Origin of the sequence: Pseudomonas sp. 1912-s (assembly GCF_029269205.1) — a bacterium.
GTDB lineage: Bacteria > Pseudomonadota > Gammaproteobacteria > Pseudomonadales > Pseudomonadaceae > Aquipseudomonas.
This window is the reverse complement of sequence record NZ_JARIXR010000002.1, coordinates 388,006-406,761: the sequence shown is the minus strand read 5'-3', so window position 1 is coordinate 406,761 and position 18,756 is coordinate 388,006. Positions and strand designations below refer to the sequence as shown.

General features: G+C 61.7%; 19 protein-coding genes. 5 read left to right on the top strand and 14 right to left on the bottom strand.

The features are described from left to right. Nucleotides 1–26: 26 nt before the first annotated feature. From P3C29_RS04645 to coq7, 3 genes are all read left to right on the top strand, one after another. On the top strand, nt 27–815 hold the full coding sequence (locus P3C29_RS04645) for an SDR family oxidoreductase (protein WP_010167219.1): 789 nt from the start codon (nt 27–29) through the stop codon (nt 813–815). Between the two features lie 46 nt (nt 816–861). Continuing rightward, nucleotides 862–1,200, top strand: coding sequence for a histidine triad nucleotide-binding protein (locus P3C29_RS04640; protein WP_010167221.1), 339 nt, complete (start codon nt 862–864; stop codon nt 1,198–1,200). A gap of 180 nt (nt 1,201–1,380) precedes the next feature. Beyond that, nucleotides 1,381–2,028: a 2-polyprenyl-3-methyl-6-methoxy-1,4-benzoquinone monooxygenase gene (gene coq7 / locus P3C29_RS04635; RefSeq protein ID WP_010167223.1), complete on the top strand. Its 648-nt coding sequence runs from the start codon at nt 1,381–1,383 to the stop codon at nt 2,026–2,028. Between the two features lie 69 nt (nt 2,029–2,097). Here the strand turns inward: coq7 and P3C29_RS04630 are convergent, their stop codons facing one another. Beyond that, on the bottom strand, nt 2,098–2,520 hold the full coding sequence (locus P3C29_RS04630; RefSeq protein ID WP_003194686.1) for an OsmC family protein: 423 nt from the start codon (nt 2,518–2,520) through the stop codon (nt 2,098–2,100). A 250-nt stretch (nt 2,521–2,770) separates the two neighbouring features. On the opposite strand from P3C29_RS04630, the gene crp reads away from it, so the two are divergent. After that, nucleotides 2,771–3,415 (top strand): cAMP-activated global transcriptional regulator CRP, encoded by a 645-nt coding sequence (gene crp, locus P3C29_RS04625; protein WP_010167230.1) that lies wholly within the window; start codon nt 2,771–2,773, stop codon nt 3,413–3,415. Here the strand turns inward: crp and P3C29_RS04620 are convergent. Genes P3C29_RS04620 through P3C29_RS04605 form a run of 4 tightly spaced genes read right to left on the bottom strand, consistent with a single transcriptional unit; the run spans nt 3,412 to nt 6,595 of the window. Next, nucleotides 3,412–4,107 (bottom strand): lipoate--protein ligase family protein, encoded by a 696-nt coding sequence (locus P3C29_RS04620; RefSeq protein ID WP_275963983.1) that lies wholly within the window; start codon nt 4,105–4,107, stop codon nt 3,412–3,414. The two genes, crp and P3C29_RS04620, sit on opposite strands and share 4 nt — an antisense overlap. Before the next feature lie 2 nt (nt 4,108–4,109). Further along, nucleotides 4,110–4,946 carry an indole-3-glycerol phosphate synthase TrpC gene (gene trpC / locus P3C29_RS04615; RefSeq protein ID WP_010167234.1) on the bottom strand — a complete coding sequence of 279 codons (837 nt, stop codon included), beginning with the start codon at nt 4,944–4,946 and terminating at the stop codon, nt 4,110–4,112. Then, complete coding sequence (gene trpD / locus P3C29_RS04610) at nt 4,943–5,992, bottom strand: anthranilate phosphoribosyltransferase (RefSeq protein ID WP_201125499.1); 1,050 nt, start codon at nt 5,990–5,992, stop codon at nt 4,943–4,945. Before trpD ends, trpC begins: the two co-directional genes overlap by 4 nt. Before the next feature lie 9 nt (nt 5,993–6,001). Continuing rightward, nucleotides 6,002–6,595, bottom strand: coding sequence for an aminodeoxychorismate/anthranilate synthase component II (locus P3C29_RS04605; RefSeq protein WP_010167237.1), 594 nt, complete (start codon nt 6,593–6,595; stop codon nt 6,002–6,004). A 411-nt stretch (nt 6,596–7,006) separates the two neighbouring features. On the opposite strand from P3C29_RS04605, the gene estP reads away from it, so the two are divergent. After that, on the top strand, nt 7,007–8,929 hold the full coding sequence (gene estP / locus P3C29_RS04600) for an esterase EstP (RefSeq protein WP_275963982.1): 1,923 nt from the start codon (nt 7,007–7,009) through the stop codon (nt 8,927–8,929). Nucleotides 8,930–9,067: 138 nt separating this feature from the next. Here the strand turns inward: estP and trpE are convergent, their stop codons facing one another. From trpE to P3C29_RS04555, 9 genes are all read right to left on the bottom strand, one after another. Next, nucleotides 9,068–10,549 (bottom strand): anthranilate synthase component I, encoded by a 1,482-nt coding sequence (gene trpE / locus P3C29_RS04595; RefSeq protein WP_275963981.1) that lies wholly within the window; start codon nt 10,547–10,549, stop codon nt 9,068–9,070. A 68-nt stretch (nt 10,550–10,617) separates the two neighbouring features. Next, nucleotides 10,618–11,436, bottom strand: a complete 819-nt coding sequence (locus P3C29_RS04590) for a phosphoglycolate phosphatase (protein WP_010167246.1) — start codon at nt 11,434–11,436, stop codon at nt 10,618–10,620. After that, complete coding sequence (gene rpe / locus P3C29_RS04585; RefSeq protein WP_201125501.1) at nt 11,433–12,107, bottom strand: ribulose-phosphate 3-epimerase; 675 nt, start codon at nt 12,105–12,107, stop codon at nt 11,433–11,435. Before rpe ends, P3C29_RS04590 begins: the two co-directional genes overlap by 4 nt. Before the next feature lie 84 nt (nt 12,108–12,191). Next, nucleotides 12,192–13,340: an iron-containing alcohol dehydrogenase gene (locus P3C29_RS04580; RefSeq protein ID WP_275963980.1), complete on the bottom strand. Its 1,149-nt coding sequence runs from the start codon at nt 13,338–13,340 to the stop codon at nt 12,192–12,194. A gap of 81 nt (nt 13,341–13,421) precedes the next feature. Next, complete coding sequence (locus tag P3C29_RS04575) at nt 13,422–14,249, bottom strand: ABC transporter permease (RefSeq protein ID WP_275963979.1); 828 nt, start codon at nt 14,247–14,249, stop codon at nt 13,422–13,424. Between the two features lie 13 nt (nt 14,250–14,262). Further along, nucleotides 14,263–15,495, bottom strand: a complete 1,233-nt coding sequence (locus tag P3C29_RS04570; RefSeq protein ID WP_010167250.1) for an ABC transporter permease — start codon at nt 15,493–15,495, stop codon at nt 14,263–14,265. A gap of 212 nt (nt 15,496–15,707) precedes the next feature. After that, on the bottom strand, nt 15,708–16,748 hold the full coding sequence (locus P3C29_RS04565; protein WP_010167251.1) for an ABC transporter substrate-binding protein: 1,041 nt from the start codon (nt 16,746–16,748) through the stop codon (nt 15,708–15,710). 43 nt (nt 16,749–16,791) lie between these two features. Beyond that, nucleotides 16,792–17,904, bottom strand: a complete 1,113-nt coding sequence (locus P3C29_RS04560; RefSeq protein ID WP_010167252.1) for an ABC transporter ATP-binding protein — start codon at nt 17,902–17,904, stop codon at nt 16,792–16,794. A gap of 213 nt (nt 17,905–18,117) precedes the next feature. Further along, nucleotides 18,118–18,747, bottom strand: coding sequence for a response regulator transcription factor (locus P3C29_RS04555; protein ID WP_003210977.1), 630 nt, complete (start codon nt 18,745–18,747; stop codon nt 18,118–18,120). Between the last annotated feature and the right edge of the window lie 9 nt (nt 18,748–18,756).

Sequence of the window (18,756 nt, the reverse complement as noted above, 5' to 3'; positions counted from 1 at the left end):
CCGGTAGCGTTGCGATGGAGAAACGCATGACCCGTTACGCTCTGATCACCGGTGCCTCCAGCGGTATCGGCCTGGCCTTGGCCGAAGCACTGGCACGTCGCGGCCGCAGCTTGATTCTGGTGGCCCGCCAGCGTGATCAGTTGGAAAGCATTGCAATCGAATTGACTCAGCGCTTTGGCGTCGAGGTGCTGTTCCGCGCCTGCGACCTGGGCGAGCCCTTGCGGCTGTCCGGGTTCCTGCTGGAACTTGAGGAAGGCGAACGGCAGATCGACCTGCTGGTCAACTGCGCCGGCATCGGTACCAGCGGCCCGTTCCTGGCGCAGGACTGGATGACCGAGCAGGACCTGATGGAGGTCAACATCCTGGCCCTGACCCGCATGTGCCACGCCCTCGGCAATGCCATGGCCCTGCACGGCGGCGGGCAGATTCTCAACGTCGCGTCGGTTGCCGCTTTCCAGCCGGGGCCGTGGATGAGTACCTACTACGCCAGCAAGGCCTACGTGCTGCACTTTTCCGAAGGCTTGCGCGAGGAACTGAAGACCTGCGGGATCAAGGTCTCGGTACTCTGCCCCGGCCCGACCCGCACCGCGTTCTTCGGCACCGCACAAATGGACACCGCCAAGCTGGACCGCAGCCAACAGCTGATGAGTCCCGAGGAAGTCGCGCTCTACACCGTGCGCGCCCTGGCCAAGAACAAAGCCATCATCATCCCTGGCCGGCGTAATCGCTGGCTGGCGTTCAGCCCGCGGCTGAGCCCGCGCTGGCTGACGCGCAAGATCGCCGGCGCCATCAACAAGGCCTATTGCCCGCGCTGATCGCCTGCGTACACTCATCCTGCACTTTCACAATGGAGAAACAGCTGTGGATACTCTGTTCACCAAGATCATCAACAGAGAAATACCCGCGCGGATCATCTACGAAGATGACCAGGTCCTGGCCTTCCACGACATCGCACCAATGGCACCCGTGCATTTCCTGGTGATCCCGAAAAAGCCGATCCGCACCCTCAACGACCTCACCGAGGAAGACAAGGCGCTGGCCGGGCATATTCTGTTCACCGCCCAACGCCTGGCCGTTGAACAAGGCTGCGAAAAGGGCTTCCGCGTGGTGATGAACTGCAACGAAGACGGCGGGCAGACCGTTTATCACATCCATATGCATGTACTGGGTCAGCGCCAGATGAACTGGCCGCCGGGCTGAGCACTACCTGTGGCGAGGGAGCTTGCTCCCGCTGGGCCGCATAGCGCCCCCATAAAACCGGGAGCGCTGCGCACTCCAGCGGGAGCAAGCTCCCTCGCCACACAAGCAATTTGACCCAGCGCAAACGCTTCCCCCTCTCTTGCGGTAAACTGGCCGCCGAGATTCTTCCCGGAGGTCAGCATGACTACCCAACGTCACTACTCGCCGATTGATCGCCTGTTGCTGCAAGCCGATACGGCCATGCGCACGCTGCTGCCCTTCAGCGGCCAGCCGCACCGCCCATCGCCCGCCATCGTGCAGCCAGAAGCGCAGATGAGCGAGACCGAGACCCGCCACGTCGCCGGCCTGATGCGTATCAACCATACCGGCGAAGTCTGTGCCCAGGCGCTGTACCAGGGCCAGGCCCTGACCGCCAAGCTGCCGCAAGTGCGCGCCGCGATGGAGCATGCTGCTGAAGAAGAAATCGATCACCTGGCCTGGTGCGAACAACGTATTCGCCAGTTGAACAGCCACCCGAGCGTGCTGAACCCGCTATTCTACGGTTTATCGTTTGGCATTGGCGCAGTGGCCGGGCTGATCAGCGACAAAGTCAGCCTGGGTTTTGTGGCCGCCACCGAGCATCAGGTGTGCAAACACCTCAATGAGCACCTTGAGCAACTGCCGGCCGAGGACGAAAAATCCCGGGCGATTCTTGAGCAGATGCGCATTGATGAAGAACATCACGCCGAAAGCGCGCTGGACGCGGGCGGTTTCCGCTTCCCGGCACCGGTGAAATTTGGCATGAGCCTGCTGGCCAAGGTCATGACAAAGAGCACTTACCGCATCTGAGCCAGGTCCTACAAAAAACAAGAAAGGGCGCTTTTAAGCGCCCTTTCTTTTTGCCTGCCGATTGAAGAATCAGCCCAACTCAATGATCTCGTAGTCATGAGTGATGACAACGCCGGCAGCGCCCAGCATGATCGAGGCCGAGCAGTACTTCTCTGCCGACAGCTCAATGGCGCGCTTGACCTGGGCTTCTTTCAACGCCCGGCCCTTGACCACGAAGTGCATGTGGATCTTGGTAAACACCTTGGGGTCTTCGGTCGCACGCTCGGCTTCCAGGAACGCTTCGCAGCTTTCCACCGCCTGGCGGGACTTCTTCAGGATGCTGACCACGTCGAAATTGCTGCAACCGCCTACACCGAGCAGGAGCATTTCCATCGGGCGTACGCCCAGGTTGCGGCCACCGGCCTCCGGCGGGCCATCCATGACCACCACGTGGCCACTGCCCGACTCACCGAGGAACATGGCTTCGCCCGCCCATTGGATGCGTGCCTTCATCGCCCAGACTCCACTGCTAAAAAAGGGTCGCCAGCTTAGCACAGGGCTTTGGGCCGGCAGCGTTTCCCATGAAAGCGATCAACAGCAGCGTTTGCTGGGTAAATTCCCTAATGGAGTCAGAATGTGTCTGTTAAGCTGGCGCCAAATCAATGGCGCATTGCCATCCACCGGATGATGTAGCTTAACCGTTGATCGCGCTGGACAAAAAAACAAGCTCAACAACACCGTGCAGTCTTTTCGGGATACAACCATGGTTGCTATTACTCCCACACCCAAAATCAAGAACCTCGACAAACTGCTGATGCATTGTCAGCGCCGGCGTCATCCGGCCAAGCACAACATCATCTGCGCGGGCGAGCGCTCGGAATCCCTGTTCTTCATTATCAAAGGCTCGGTCACCATCCTGATCGAGGATGACGATGGTCGCGAAATGATCATCGCCTACCTCAATACCGGTGATTTCTTCGGTGAACTCGGGCTTTTCGAACAAGCCGGCAAGGAACAGCAGCGCAGCGCATGGGTGCGGGCCAAGGTCGAATGCGAAGTCGCCGAGATCAGCTACGCAAAATTTCGCGAACTGGCCCAGCAGGATCCCGACATTCTGTACGCCCTGAGCGGCCAGATCGCCCAGCGCCTGCGAGACACCACGCGTAAAGTCGGCGACCTGGCGTTCTTCGACGTCACCGGCCGAGTTGCCCGCTGCCTGCTGGAACTGTGCAAGCAACCAGACGCCATGACCCATCCCGACGGCATGCAGATCAAGATCACCCGCCAGGAGATTGGCCGTATCGTGGGTTGCTCAAGGGAAATGGTAGGCCGTGTGCTCAAGGACCTGGAGGAACGCAACCTGGTCCATGTCAAAGGCAAGACCATGGTGGTGTACGGCACTCGTTAATCCGGCAGGAAGCTCGCGAGCATCTGGCGGTATAACGTGTCGAGCCGGGCGATCGCGTCTGGCGCAGCAAAGGCCTCGTGCAGGGCGATGTGGCTTTCGGCACGCACCCGTTGTTCCAGGCCGCAGGCTTGATTGAAGCGATTGACCGCCGCGATCAACTCGACGCGATCGTCATCCAGCAGCAATGCACCATGCACCAACCCCACCGGACGCCCGCCACTCTGGCGCCAGCGCTGGGCAGTACCGACCATTTTGCGGCCATCGAGGTTGACGTTGTAGCGACCGTCGCAAAACGCACCGTCGATCTCACCCACCGACGCATTGCCGCCCAGTTCGATAAGCAGGTCGCAAATCGGCTGGCACAAACGCTGGTAGCCGGTTTCGATGCGGCCCTGGTCACCTTCACTGCGCGGCGGCGCGTAGACCAGCGCGATATTGACCGTGGCGGCCGATTGCGGGACGGGCTCACCGCCCGTTTCCCGCAACAGCACTGGCCAACCGGCGTCAGCCGAGACCTGACTGGCGGTTTCGAATGCCGGAAGCCGGCTCAGACGACGAGGCATCACCAGCGCTTGGTCACTCGGCTGCCAGAACAGCAGGCCGAAGGGTTGCTCACCCGCGCAGACGGCGGCGAGCAAATCCTGCTCGGCCTTAAGGCCTGCCTCCACCGTCATCGCCACCGGCTGGGTCATCATCAATCCAGGGTCGAGCCACTGACGGCAACGCCACGCTCCGGGAAGAACAGGCGCTGCAATTCAGCCCCCGGGTTCTCGGCACGCATGAAGGTTTCGCCCACCAGGAACGAGTACACGCCGCTGATCTCCATCAGTTCAACATCGGCGCGATTGACGATGCCGCTTTCGGTAATCACCAGCCGGTCACGCGGAATACGCGGCAACAGGTCGAGGGTGTTTTCCAGGCTGACTTCAAAGGTGTGCAGGTTGCGGTTGTTGACGCCCACCAACGGTGTGTCGAGGGTTTTCAGTGCGCGCTCCAGCTCATCACCGTCGTGCACTTCCACCAGTACATCGAGGCCGACGCTTTTCGCTACGGCAGCCAGTTCGGCCATCTTCACGTCGTCCAGTGCGGAGACGATCAGCAGCACGCAATCGGCGCCCAGCGCACGGGCTTCGACGATCTGGTACGGGTCGACCATGAAGTCCTTGCGGATCACCGGCAGCGAGCACGCGGCACGCGCTTGCTGCAGGTACAGGTCGGAACCCTGGAAGTAGTCGATATCGGTCAACACCGAGAGGCATGTCGCGCCGCCCTTCTCATAGCTCTTGGCAATGTCTTCAGGGACGAAGATCTCGCGAATCACGCCCTTGCTCGGCGAAGCCTTTTTGATTTCAGCGATGACGGCCGGCTGCTTGTCCTTGGCCTGCTTGATCAGCGCATTGGCAAACCCGCGCGGAGCATCGGCGCTTTTAGCTAGGCCTTCCAGCTCGGCCAGGCTGACCCGGGCACGGCGCTCGGCGACTTCTTCTGCCTTGCGGGCCAGGATTTTTTCCAGAACGGTCGGAACACTCATCCTTCATTCTCCACTTTGAACACCGCAGTAAACGCACCCAGTTCTTCGAGCTTTTCGCGCGCCAGCCCGGTGTGCAATGCATCATGAGCGAGGGCAACACCCTCTTTGAGACTGTAGGCGTGATCCGCGGCATACAGTGCCGCACCGGCATTGAGCACGATCATTTCTGCGGCTTTCTGGCCGTTTTCGGTCTTGCGACGCCCCAGGGCATCGCGAATCAATTCAAGGGAGGCCGCCGGGCTTTCCACCGCCAGGCCGTGCAGGCTCTGGCTTCTCATGCCGAGGTCTTCAGGTTCGACCCAATACTCGGTGACTTCATCGTTCTTCAGCTCCGCCACGAAGGTCGGTGCTGCCAGGCTGAACTCGTCCAGGCCGTCTTTGGAATGCACCACCAGCACATGCTTGCTGCCCAGGCGTTGCAACACTTCGGCCAATGGCCGGCACAACGCCTGGCTGAACACGCCCACCACCTGATGTTTCACGCCGGCCGGATTCGTAAGCGGGCCAAGCATGTTGAACAGGGTGCGCAAGCCCAACTCTTTGCGCGGGCCGGCGGCGTGTTTCATCGCGCCATGATGGGACTGGGCAAACATGAAGCCGATGCCGACGTTATCAATGCAGCGCGCCACTTGTACCGGGGTCAGGTTCAGGTAGATACCTGCCGCTTCCAGCAAGTCGGCACTGCCGCTTTTGCCCGAGACCGCACGGTTACCGTGTTTGGCCACGGTGCAGCCGGCAGCCGCCACCACAAAGGAAGAAGCCGTCGACACGTTGAAGATATTCGCGCCGTCGCCGCCGGTGCCGACCACGTCGACCACGCCGTCGAGGGTCTTGAGTTCGACCTTGTCCGCCAACTCACGCATCACCGACACGGCGCCGACGATTTCGTCGATGCTTTCGCTCTTCATGCGCATGGCCATCATGAACGCGCCAATCTGTGCGTCGGTGCATTGACCGGTCATGATCTCGCGCATCACATCGCTCATTTCAGCGGTGCTCAGGTCCAGGTGGCCGACGATACGGCTCAGGGCAGTCTTGATATCCATAAAAAGTCCTTAGCGCGTGCCGCCGCTCTGCTTGAGAAAGTTAGCGAACAGCTCGAAGCCCTGCTCGGTCAGAATCGATTCCGGGTGAAATTGCACCCCTTCAACGTTCAATGTCTTGTGACGCAGGCCCATGATTTCGTCGACGGAGCCGTCTTCCAGCTGGGTCCAGGCCGTCAGCTCAAGGCACTCGGGCAGGGTTTCACGCTTGACCACCAACGAGTGGTAACGGGTCACCGTCACCGGCAGGTTCAAGCCGTGGAATACGCCCTGGTCCTTGTGGAACACCGGGCTGGTCTTGCCGTGCATCACCTGGCGGGCGCGAACCACGTCGCCGCCGAACGCCTGGCCAATGGACTGGTGGCCCAGGCACACGCCCAGGATCGGCAGCTTGCCGGCGAAATACTGGATGGCTTCGAGGGAGATGCCGGCTTCGGTCGGCGTGCACGGGCCCGGGGAAACGACGATGCGTTCCGGGTTCAACGCGGCGATTTGCGCCACGGTCAGTTCGTCGTTGCGCACCACCTTGACCTCGGCGCCGAGCTCGCCCAGGTACTGCACAACGTTGTAGGTAAAGGAGTCGTAGTTATCAATCATCAGCAACATGTGGGCTAAAACCTCTTGAATTCACTGACTTCTAATGACGGCCTTCCAAGGGAGTGACCCGCTGCCAGACGCACGTTCCGGTTGCCGGGGTTGGCCGGCAAGGGGCGTCGAACAGAGGGTGAAGAAGGCAAATCGGTACAGGTCCGGCGTGGCCGGTAGAGAAAAGTTAGGCGCGCCAACGCCAACGGGCGTGTGCCTTGACTACTCGCATCAAGAGTTTGCTGATGATCAACACGGGGAGGGTCTCATTCATACGTCCAAGCACAGTAACGTAGCCTCGCCAGCGGTGCAATATGGAGCCGCAAATACGGGGAAAACTGCCCGACCGATAATTGGCGTCAATTTTTCAGAACCCTTGCGAGGTCGCTACAGTCATAGTACAGACAAAAAAATAAAAGCATGGACGGACTCATGACCAAAAAGCCCTACTTCGCCCCACTCGTCGGCTGCCTGTTAACCTTGGCCTGCTCCCAGGCGTTTGCCGCACCGTCACCCTACTCGACCATGATCGTGTTCGGCGACAGCCTGGCTGATGCCGGGACATTCGCCGACCCTGGCGCCCCCGGATCAACTTATCGCTTCACCAACCGCACCGGCCCGCAATACTTCGACGGCAGCGGCGAAAGCACTTCGCTGATTTCCTCGACGTTATTGGGCGGCAAGCTGGGGATTGCCCCGGGCGACCTGAATGCTTCCACCTCCCCGGAACGCGCTGCGCAGGGTCAGACAGACGGCAATAACTGGGCGGTCGGCGGCTACACTACTCAGCAGATCTACGATGCCATCACCGGTAACTCCACCGTCACCGATAGCGACACCGGGCAAGTGTTGCGTACACGCCCCGGATACCTGGCATCAACGGGTGGCCGAGCCGACCCCAACGCGTTGTACTTTCTCTCCGGCGGCGGTAATGACTTCCTCGACGGCCTGGTCCTCAGCCCCGATCAGGCTTCGGCCGCAGCCGGGCGCCTGGCCAACAGCGCCCAGGCCCTGCAACAGGCAGGCGCCCGCTACGTGATGGTGTGGATGCTGCCGGACCTGGGCCTGACACCTGCGGTCAATGGCACGCCGCTTCAAGGCACCGTCAGCGCCTTGGCCGGGGTCTTCAACCAGACCCTGGTGCAGCGCCTGTCGCAGATCGATGCGCAAATTATCCCGCTGAACATTCCGTTGCTGCTCAAGGAAACCTTTGCCGACCCCGGGCGCTTTGGCTTTGCTACCGACCAGAACCTCAACCAGACCTGCTTCAGCGGCACCACCTGCAGGAATCCGGTGTACGGCGTGGGCGGCACCAACCCGGACCCGACCAAGCTGATTTACAACGACACCGTCCACCCCACCGAAGCCGGCCAGGTATTGATCGCCGACTACGCCTATTCGTTGCTCGCCGCCCCCTGGGAAATCACCCTGCTGCCGGAAATGGCCCAAGGCACCTTGCGCGCCCATCAGGATGAACTGCGCAACCAATGGCAAGCCGACTCCGGCAACTGGCAGGCGGTGGGCCAATGGCGCGCGATTGTCGCCGCCGGCGGCCAGCACCTGGACTTCGATGATCAAAACAGCTCGGCCAGCGGGGACGGCAGCGGCTACAACCTGAACATCGGCGGCAGCTACCGGCTCAATGACGAGTGGCGCGTGGGTGTGGCAGCAGGCTTCTATCGCCAGAGCCTTGAAGCCGGCGCCAGCGATTCGGACTACAAGCTCAACAGTTATATGGGCACCGCGTTCGCCCAGTACCAGGAAGATCATTGGTGGGCCGACGCCGCGTTGACCGGTGGCAAGCTGGACTTCGACAACCTCAAGCGCAAGTTCGCCCTGGGCGTCAGCGAAGGCACCGAGAAAGGCGACACTGACGGCTGGCTATGGGCCTTGAGCGCACGGCTGGGCTACGACATCGCCGAACCGAACAGCGAATGGCACTTCTCGCCGTTCATCAGCGCCGACTATTCGCGGGTCGAGGTGAAGGGTTATTCAGAGAAAGACGTGCGGTCTACGGCGCTGACCTTTGATGACCAACAGCGTGACTCCAAGCGTTTGGGGATCGGCCTGCAAGCCAACTACCGCGTCACTCCGCAAACCCTGGTGTTCGGCGAAGTGGCCCACGAGCACGAGTTTGAAAACGATACGCAGCGGGTAGGCATGTCACTCAACAGCGTGCCGGGGATTGATTTCAAACTGGACGGTTACACGCCACGCAGCAATTCGGATCGCTTGAACCTGGGGATTAGCCACAAGGTGACCAAGGACCTGGCGTTGAATGCGGCCTATAACGTGAGGAAGGATGACAACTTTACCCAGCAAGGGGTGAGTGTCGGGGTGAGCCTGGATTTCTGAGGCGATCTTAAATCCCTCACAAAACAACTGTGGGAGCTGGCTTGCGTGAGATGACGGTAGATCAGTCAACTAATCTGTCGACTGTCACACCGCCATCGCGGGCAAGCCCGGCTCCCACATTTGGATCGAGATCAGCGGTTAGCCCTGCGGCGTTTGCTCGGCCAGCGCCACCGCCCGGAACATCGCCCGGCGCTTGTTCAGCGTTTCTTCCCATTCCAGGGCCGGCACCGAGTCGGCCACAATCCCGCCGCCCGCCTGCACGTGCAGCTCGCCGTCCTTGATCACCGCCGTACGGATCGCGATCGCGGTGTCCATATTGCCGTTCCAGGCGAAATACCCCACCGCCCCGCCATACACGCCACGCTTGACCGGCTCCAGTTCGTCGATGATTTCCATCGCGCGAATCTTCGGTGCGCCCGACAAGGTGCCCGCCGGCAGGATCGCCCGCAGTGCATCCATCGCGGTCAACCCGGCCTTCAGCTCGCCGGTGACGTTGGACACGATGTGCATCACGTTGGAGTAACGCTCGATCACCATCTTCTCGGTGAGCTTCACCGAACCGATTTCCGAGACACGCCCGGTGTCGTTGCGGCCCAGGTCGATCAGCATCAAGTGCTCGGCGATTTCCTTGTCGTCGCTCAACAGGTCCTGTTCCAGCGCCAGGTCAGCCTCTTCGGTCGCACCGCGAGGGCGCGTGCCGGCAATCGGGCGCACGGTGATCAGGTTGTCTTCGACCCGCACCAGCACTTCCGGCGAACTGCCCACTACGTGGAAGTCGCCAAAGTTGAAGAAGTACATGTACGGCGTCGGGTTGAAGCAACGCAGCGCCCGGTACAAATCAATCGGCGCAGCCTTGAAGTCGATGGACATGCGTTGCGACGGCACCACCTGCATGCAGTCACCGGCAAGGATGTATTCCTTGATGGTATCGACCGCACGCTCGTAGTCATCCTGTGTAAAGCTGGAGCGGAACACCGGGTCCGCCGCCGGCGGACGGCTGAGGTCCAGGCCACGGCGCGGGGTGATCGGCTGGCGCAGCTTCTCCAGCAGCGCTTCGAGGCTGGCCTGGCCTTGCTCGAAGGCATCGGCCTGGGACGGATCCGCCAACACAATCGCGTGCATCTTGCCGGCAAGGTTGTCGAACACCACCACCGCGTCGGAGACCATCAACAGAATGTCCGGCACGCCCAACGGATCGGGGTTCGGGCATTTGCCCAGGCGTTTTTCCACGTAGCGCACGCAGTCGTAGCCGAAGTAACCCACCAGGCCGCCGTTGAAACGCGGCAGGCCGGCGATGGTCGGCACGTTGTAGTGCGCCTTGAAATCTTCGACGAAGGCCAGCGGGTCTTCCACGTCGTGGCTTTCGATCTCGACGCCATCCAGGGTGATGCTCACATGGTGATCATGTACACGCAGCACCGTGCGGCACGGCAGGCCGATGATCGAATAACGGCCCCATTTCTCGCCGCCCTGCACCGACTCCAGCAGATAGGAGTTGGGCTCATCGGCCAGCTTCAGGTAGATCGACAGCGGGGTGTCGAAGTCGGCCAGGGTTTCGCAGGCCATGGGGATACGGTTGTAGCCGGCAGCGGCCAAACGCAGGAATTCTTCGCGGATCATGAGGTGCCTCGTGGCGTGAGGGTCTAACGGTCAGGTGTGCAAACGTGCCGCAGCGCGGCCAGGATCAGTCAGGCGCGCCAACGCCAGCGGGCCAGGGCCTTGATGACTTTCATCCAGAGTTTGCGAGTGACCACCACGATGGGATTTCCAGAAGGGGATGGAACAGCGTCGGGCAACGTTATCTCAGCGCCCGCTCCCAAGCAACCGGGGATTAACAGGCGCAGGTCATCAATCACCAGCGCCGGGGATTCTTCGGCGATCGGCCGGCCATGGTTGTAGCCATAACTCAAGGCCACGCACTTGACCCCCGCCGCCTTCGCCGCCAGCACATCGCTGCGCGAATCGCCGACAAACAGCGATTGGGAGGCCGGGATATTGGCCATTTTCATCACGAAGAACAGCGCCGCCGGGTCCGGCTTCTTCTGCGGCAAGGTATCGCCACCGATAATCCAGCGGAAATACCGGCCGATCTTCATCTGGTCCAGCAGCGGTGCAACAAAGCGCTCCGGCTTGTTGGTGATCAGGGCCATTTCCACACCCTGTTTGTGCAGCCACTTCAGGGTGTCGCGCACGCCGGGATAGACCACGGTCAGCTCGTGGCCGTTTTCATACGCCACGTTGAACAGCTCAAGGGCATGCTCGGCCTCCACCTCATCGACACCCTCGGCGTCGATGTTGTTGGCCAGGGCCCGGCGTACCAGCATCTGCACGCCGTTGCCAACCCACTCGCGCACCGACTCGACACCCGCCGGCTTGCGACCGAGCTTGAGCAGCATGGCGTCCACCGCAGCCGCCAGATCCGGCACGGAATCGATCAACGTACCGTCCAGATCGAACATCACCAGCCGTGGCAGTTTGCCGGGGAATAGCTGCTCAAAGCCGCTCATGGACGCGCCAGCGCCAGTTCTGCACGCATCTTGGCGATCACTTCCTGATAGTCCGGCGCGTTGAAGATCGCCGAGCCGGCCACAAAGGTGTCGGCGCCAGCGGCGGCGATTTCGCGGATGTTGTTGACGTTGACGCCACCGTCGATCTCCAGGCGGATATCCCGGCCCGACGCATCGATCAGCGCCCGCGCTTCACGCAGCTTGTTGAGGGTACCGGGGATGAACTTCTGCCCGCCAAAGCCCGGGTTGACGCTCATCAACAGGACCATGTCGACCTTGTCCATCACGTACTCAAGCACGTTCAGCGGGGTGGCCGGGTTGAACACCAGGCCGGCCTTGCAACCGCCCTCGCGGATCAACTGCAGGGTGCGGTCCACGTGCAGCGTGGCTTCCGGGTGGAAGGTGATGTAGGTCGCGCCGGCTTCGATGAAGTCGCCAATGATGCGGTCCACCGGGCTCACCATCAAATGGGCGTCGATAGGCGCAGTCACGCCGTATTTACGCAGGGCGGCGCAGACCATCGGACCAATGGTCAGGTTCGGCACATAGTGGTTGTCCATGACATCGAAGTGAACGAAGTCGGCACCGGCGGCCAACACGTTGTCCACTTCCTCGCCCAGGCGGGCGAAGTCGGCGGAGAGAATCGATGGAGCAATGACGAAGGGCTGCATGACGCACCTTTTTTGAGCTAAATCACGATGGCGCGCATTGTATACCTCATGCTTTGCCGCGCGCACCGTGACCTCGCTCAATGGTTAGAACGCTGCCCGGTAGATTTTCTCGATATCCGCCGCGCTCAGCTTGCGCGGATTGTTGCGCATCAACCGCTCAATCCCCGCCGCTTCTACCGCCATGGCAGGGATCGCGTCCTCGGGCACACCGAAGCTGCGCAGGCCTGACGGGATCTCGACTGCGGCACACAGTCGCGTCATCGCATCGACCGCCCGGTCGGCGGCATCCACCGCACTCAGCCCCGTGACATTCACGCCCATGGCCTGGGCAATCTCCTGCATGCGCTCCACGCACGCCAGCTTGTTCCAGTGCATCACGTAGGGCAGCAGCAAGGCATTGCTCACGCCGTGGGCGATATTGAAGCGTCCGCCCAGCGGATACGCCAACGCATGCACCGCGCCCACGCCAGCATTGCCGAACGCCATGCCGGCCATCAGGCTGGCGGTGGCCATGTCGTCACGGGCCTGCAGGTTGGCGGGGTTGGCGTAGGCCTTGGGCAGCGCCTTGGCGATCAGCTTGATCGCGCCGATGGCCAGTGCGTCGGTAATCGGCGAAGCATTCAGCGACAGGTAGGACTCAACGGCATGCACCAGCGCGTCCACACCACTGGCAGCCGTGACACTGCGGGGGCAGGTCAGGGTCATTTGCGGGCTGATCAGGGCCACGTCCGGCAGCAGGTAATCGCTGACGATGCCTTTTTTCAGCTGCGCGACCTTGTCCGACAGAATCGCCACATTGGTCACCTCCGAACCGGTGCCGGCGGTGGTGGGAATCGCGATCAGCGGCGGACCTTTGCGCGGCACCTGGTCCACGCCGAACAGGTCGGCCAGGGCTCCGTGGTAACCGGCATAGGCCGCGACGCTCTTGGCGATGTCGATAGCACTGCCGCCGCCGACGCCGATCAGCCCGTCATGCCCGCCTTCGCGGTAGACACGCATGCAGTCCTCGACGATGGCGATTTCCGGGTCGGGCAGCACGCGGTCGAAAATTTCATAGGTCCGTTCGCCCAGGTGTTCCAGCGCCAGCCCCACGGTGCCGGACTTGACCAGCGCCGCGTCGGTGACAATCAGCGGGTTGTCGACATCCAGCCGCGTCAGCTCGGCGGCCAGTTGCTCGATGGCACCTGGGCCGGTGAGCAGTTTGTGGGCGATCTTGAATGAGGAAGTACTCATGTGCGCGGCCTCTTATCAGTTATGGGCTGGCACAAGAGTAGCTTCAGATTGCAGGTTGTCAGCCATTCAGCAGCTGAATGGTTAGCCAACCTGGGCGGTGCGCAGTTTCTCGCTGCGCCCGCGCAGCCATTCCAGGGTCAGCAACAGCACCACCGAGAAGGCGATCAGCAAGGTCGCCGCCGCCGCGATGGTCGGGCTGAGGTTTTCGCGGATACCGCTGAACATCTGCCGGGGCAACGTCGCCTGCTCGGGCCCGGCGAGGAACAGCGTCACCACCACCTCATCGAACGAGGTGGCAAAGGCAAACAGCGCACCGGAGATCACCCCCGGTGCAATCAGCGGCAAGGTCACCCGGCGAAACGCCGTCAGCGGGGACGCGCCCAAGCTGGCCGCCGCCCGCACCAGGTTATGGTTGAAGCCCTGCAAGGTTGCCGACACAGTGATGATCACAAACGGCACGCCCAACACCGCGTGCACCACGATCAGCGAGAAGAAGCTGTTGCCCAGGCCCAGCGGCGCGAAGAACAGGTAACTGGCCACGCCGATAATCACCACCGGCACCACCATCGGCGAAATCACCAGGGCCATGACCAGCGCCTTGCCGGGAAAATTCCCGCGCGTCAGGCCAATCGCCGCCAGCGTGCCGAACACCATCGCCAGCACCGTCGCCGCCGGGGCGACGATGATGCTGTTCTTCAGGGCGCGCATCCACTCCGCCGAACCGAAGAAGTCCTGGTACCAGTGCAACGAGAAACCTTGCAGCGGGTACACCAGGAAACTTCCACTGTTGAACGACAGGGGAATGATCACCAGCACCGGCAAGATCAGGAACAACAGGATCAGGCCGCAGAGAATCCGCAAGCTGTAGAACCAGACCCGTTCCACGGGCGACATATAAGGGCTCAGCATCGCAACGGTCTCCTCAGCTCAGGCGCAGGCGGCTGGCGCCTACCAGCCAGTTGTAGATCAGGTACAGCACCACGGTAGCCAGCAGCAGCAAGCCGCCCAGGGCCGTGGCCATGCCCCAGTTGATGCTGGTGTTGGTGTAGAAGGCCACGAAGTAGCTGACCATCTGGTCGTTCGGGCTGCCCAGCAAGGCCGGGGTGATGTAGTAGCCGATCGCCAAGATGAACACCAACAGGCAGCCGGCGCCGACGCCCGCGTAGGTCTGCGGGAAGTACACGCGCCAGAAGCTGGCGAACGGGTGGCAGCCCAGGGAAATCGCCGCGCGCATATAGGTGGGCGAGATGCCTTTCATCACGCTGTAGATCGGCAGAATCATGAACGGCAGCAGGATGTGCACCATGGAGATGTAGACCCCCAGCCGGTTGAACACCAGCTCCACCGGTTTGTCGATCAGCCCCATGCCCATCAGCGCACTGTTGATCAAGCCGCCGGACTGCAGCAACACAATCCAGGCCGCCACCCGCACCAGCACCGACGTCCAGAACGGCAACAGCACCAGGATCATCAGCAGGTTGCTTTGCCGCGCCGGCAGGTTGGCCAGCAGGTAAGCCAGCGGGTAGGCCAGCAGCAGGCAGCACACGGTGATGACCAGGCCCATCCAGAAGGTACGGGCGAAGATGTCGAGGTAGATCGCCTGGTCCGGCGTGGCCGGGGCGATTTCGCCGAGGTCGTCGATGCGATGATCGACGGCGGCCAGCAAGTAATAAGGCGTGAGGCTGCTGGTGTTGCGCCGGATCGCCTGCCAGTACGCCGGGTCGCCCCAGCGTTCGTCGAGGTTTTCCAGCGCTTCTTTATAGGAGGCAGGCGCTTCGGTAAACGGCAGCGCCCGCGCGGTTTTCGTCAGCAGGCTGCGATAGCCCGCCAGTTCCATGTTCAAGCGCTTGGAAAGGTCGCCCAGGGTCGAGTTTTTCCGGGCTTCGCCCAGGTCTTCGCTGATGGCCTGGTACACCGGCTCGCCGGGCAGGCCACGACCGTCCCAGGCCGTCACCGCCACCACCGTGCGCGGCAGGCCGCCCACCACTTCCGGGTTGCCGACGCTTTTGTACAGCAGCGCCACAATCGGCACCAGGAACACCAGCAGCAAAAACACCACCAGCGGCGCGATCAAGGCCTGGGCCTTCCAGCGGTTGAGCCGCTCGGCACGCGCCAGGCGCTGTTTCAGGGTGGGGCTGGGAATGGCGATGGCCATGGCGAACTCCGGATCGTAAAAAAGAATGCAGACCTGTGAGGGCCCACACCTGTGGCGAGGGGGCTTGTCCCCCGTTGGGCTGCGCAGCAGCCCCAGTAAAGCCACCGCGGTTTTTCAGGCTGACCGCGGTGGCTGGTTTCAGGGCCGCTTCGCAGCCCAACGGGGGACAAGCCCCCTCGCCACAAAAAGCCCATTCACCCTGGGTGTGGTGGTTACTTGGCCGCCCACGCGTTAAAGCGCTGCTCCAGTTGCTCACCGTTATCCGCCCAGAAGCTCACGTCGATCTGCACCTGGTTGGCGATGTTTTCCGGGGTGGTCGGCATGTCCTTCAGGATGTCTTTCGCCAACAACGGTACCGCCTGGGTGTTGGCCGGGCCGTAGGCGATGTTTTCCGAGTAGGTCTTCTGCTGCTGCGGCTGCACCGAGAAGGCGATGAATTTTTTCGCCGCGTCGGCACGGTCTTTCGCCAGGCCTTTTGGAATCGCCCAGGCGTCGAAGTCGTAGATCCCGCCGTTCCACACCACTTTCAGGTTGCTTTCCTTCTGCACGGCAGCGATCCGGCCGTTGTAGGCAGAACTCATCACGACGTCGCCAGAAGCGAGGTATTGCGGCGGTTGGGCGCCCGCTTCCCACCACTGGATGTACGGCTTGAGCTCATCGAGTTTCTTGAACGCACGGTCCTGGCCATCTTTGCCGGCCAGCACTTTGTACACATCCTTCGGTGCCACGCCGTCAGCCATCAAGGCGAATTCCAGGGTGTATTTGGCGCCCTTGCGCAGGCCGCGTTTGCCCGGGAATTTCTTGGTGTCCCAGAAATCTGCCCAACCGCCTGGCGGTGCTTTCAGTTTGTCGGCGTTGTAGGCCAGCACGGTGGACCACACAAAGAAGCCCACGCCGCACGGCTGGATCGCGCCCTTCACATAGTCGCCCGGGTTGCCGAACAGTTTCGGGTCCAGGGGTTCGAACATGTCTTCGTCACAGCCACGGGAGAGCTCCGGCGACTCGACTTCCACCAGGTCCCAGGACACGCTCTTGGTGTCGACCATGGCCTTGACCTTGGCCATTTCACCGTTGTACTCGCCGGCGACGATCTTGCCGTTGCCCGCGCTTTCCCACGGGGCGTAGAAGGCCTTGACCTGCGCCGCCTTGTTCGCGCCACCGAAGGACACGACCGTCAAATCAGGGCCTGCCATGGCCTGTGTCGCGCCCATCAAGCTCAACGCCAGGGCCGAATATTTCAGGGATCTCAACATTGTTGTTCTCTCCACGTGCGAGGTTGGTGAAGCAAGGGGGCGATCAATTCGCCTCTAGAAGTGGGTCGAGTGCGCGAACGTGCTCGACTTGCCAGCCAATCGGTACCACGTCGCCGACCGCCAGGGCTGTGTCCAGCTCGGCGATCGGTTGTTTCACAAAAAAATCGGACTTGCCGCAGACTTCCAGGCGCACCCGCACGTGGTCGCCCAGGTAGATAAATTCGGCCACCCGCCCGGAGAAGCGGTTGACGCAGCTCTCGCTGGAGCCATTCAGGCTGACGCGCTCCGGGCGTACCGACAGGGTCACCGGGCCGCCGACCTGGCCGACGTTGACCGCCAGTGCCTCGACCTTCTCGCCGCGCGCCAGCTCGACCACGCAGCGGTCGCCGGTGTGGCTGTGCAGGCGGCCATTGAGGCGGTTGTTCTCACCGATGAAGTTGGCGACGAAGGTGTTTTTCGGTTCTTCGTACAGGGTGCGCGGCGCGGCAATTTGCTGGATCTCGCCCTGGTGAAATACCGCCACCCGGTCGGACATGGTCAGCGCTTCGCCCTGGTCGTGGGTCACGTACACCACCGTCACGCCGAGGCGTTGATGCAGGTGCTTGATCTCCATCTGCATGTGTTCGCGCAGTTGCTTGTCGAGAGCACCGAGGGGTTCGTCCATCAGCACCAGCTGAGGTTCAAATACCAACGCACGGGCCAGGGCCACACGCTGTTGCTGGCCGCCGGAGAGTTGCGCCGGGTAGCGCTGGGCGAAGGCATCGAGCTGCACCATGCTCAGCACGCGCTTGACCCGCTCGCTGATGTCGGTCTTGCTCAGGCCGCGCACCGAGAGCGGAAACGCCAGGTTCTCGGCGACGGTCATGTGCGGGAACAACGCATAGTTCTGGAACACCATGCCGATGTCGCGTTTGTGGGGCGGCACGTTGTTGATGGAGCGGCCGGCCAGCTGGATCTCGCCGGCGGTAGGGGTTTCAAAACCGGCGAGCATCATCAGGCTGGTGGTCTTGCCCGACCCGGACGGCCCGAGCAGGGTCAGGAACTCGCCCTTGCGAATCTCCAGGTTGAGGTCTTTGACGATCAGGTTCTCGCCGTCGTAGCTCTTTTGCACGCCACGAAAGCTGACCAGCACATCATTTGAATCCACCTCGCTCATACCCGCACCTTTTGTTTTGGACTGCCATGGAACAAGCGTAGTCCTACCGCAAGGCCCCGCAAATCGGGGGCCCGGAGAGAATGGCATCAGCAATATGGAAGGTTTGGGGTAGGGATTGCCCTACACGGATGGCGGGGATGGGACAGTGCGACAGCCACAGGTCGCAGGAATGGGTCTGTTGTGCACGCGAGGTGGTCGCAAACAGGTATGCGCCTATAAAAGCTTATGCTCCATGGCGTACTTCACCAGTTCCGCCAGGGAGGTGATGTTGAGCTTTTGCATCAGGCGCGCCTTGTGGGTGCTGATGGTCTTGCTGCTCAACGCCAACTGCTGGGCGATGTCGTTGACGTTGGCGCCCTGGGCCAGGCGCTCGAATACCGAGAACTCGCGCTCCGACAGCAGCGAGTGCAAGGGCCGGGAGTCGGTGAGGCCGACTTCGAAGACCATGCGGTCTGCCAGGTCCGGGTCGATGTACCGCCCACCCGCCGCGACCTTGCGGATTGCCGTCAACAGCAGCGCCGGGTCGCTGTCCTTGGTGGCATAACCGGCAGCGCCGACCTTCAGCGCGCGGGCGGCCATTTGCGCCTCGTCGTGCATCGACAGCACCAGGATCGCCGGTGGATTGTTCAGCGCACGAATCCGCGGGATGGCTTCCAGGCCGTTGACGCCCGGCATCGAGATGTCCAGCAACACCACCTCGCAGGGTACATGGCGCAGGGTTTCCAGCAACTGCTCGCCATTGCTCGCCTCGCCCACCACCAGCAGGTCCTTGGCCAGGCCGATCAGTTGCTTGATGCCTTCGCGAACGATGGTGTGGTCTTCAGCTACCAGTACACGGATCACAGTGGATGT

Coding starts and splice junctions, on each gene's coding strand:
- P3C29_RS04645 (WP_010167219.1), top strand. CDS start 27: ATGACCCGTTACGCTCTGATCACCGGTGCCTCCAGCGGTATCGGCCTG.
- coq7 (WP_010167223.1), top strand. CDS start 1,381: ATGACTACCCAACGTCACTACTCGCCGATTGATCGCCTGTTGCTGCAA.
- P3C29_RS04630 (WP_003194686.1), bottom strand. CDS start 2,520: ATGAAGGCACGCATCCAATGGGCGGGCGAAGCCATGTTCCTCGGTGAG.
- crp (WP_010167230.1), top strand. CDS start 2,771: ATGGTTGCTATTACTCCCACACCCAAAATCAAGAACCTCGACAAACTG.
- P3C29_RS04620 (WP_275963983.1), bottom strand. CDS start 4,107: ATGACCCAGCCGGTGGCGATGACGGTGGAGGCAGGCCTTAAGGCCGAG.
- trpC (WP_010167234.1), bottom strand. CDS start 4,946: ATGAGTGTTCCGACCGTTCTGGAAAAAATCCTGGCCCGCAAGGCAGAA.
- trpD (WP_201125499.1), bottom strand. CDS start 5,992: ATGGATATCAAGACTGCCCTGAGCCGTATCGTCGGCCACCTGGACCTG.
- P3C29_RS04605 (WP_010167237.1), bottom strand. CDS start 6,595: ATGTTGCTGATGATTGATAACTACGACTCCTTTACCTACAACGTTGTG.
- estP (WP_275963982.1), top strand. CDS start 7,007: ATGACCAAAAAGCCCTACTTCGCCCCACTCGTCGGCTGCCTGTTAACC.
- trpE (WP_275963981.1), bottom strand. CDS start 10,549: ATGATCCGCGAAGAATTCCTGCGTTTGGCCGCTGCCGGCTACAACCGT.
- P3C29_RS04590 (WP_010167246.1), bottom strand. CDS start 11,436: ATGAGCGGCTTTGAGCAGCTATTCCCCGGCAAACTGCCACGGCTGGTG.
- rpe (WP_201125501.1), bottom strand. CDS start 12,107: ATGCAGCCCTTCGTCATTGCTCCATCGATTCTCTCCGCCGACTTCGCC.
- P3C29_RS04580 (WP_275963980.1), bottom strand. CDS start 13,340: ATGAGTACTTCCTCATTCAAGATCGCCCACAAACTGCTCACCGGCCCA.
- P3C29_RS04575 (WP_275963979.1), bottom strand. CDS start 14,249: ATGCTGAGCCCTTATATGTCGCCCGTGGAACGGGTCTGGTTCTACAGC.
- P3C29_RS04570 (WP_010167250.1), bottom strand. CDS start 15,495: ATGGCCATCGCCATTCCCAGCCCCACCCTGAAACAGCGCCTGGCGCGT.
- P3C29_RS04565 (WP_010167251.1), bottom strand. CDS start 16,748: ATGTTGAGATCCCTGAAATATTCGGCCCTGGCGTTGAGCTTGATGGGC.
- P3C29_RS04560 (WP_010167252.1), bottom strand. CDS start 17,904: ATGAGCGAGGTGGATTCAAATGATGTGCTGGTCAGCTTTCGTGGCGTG.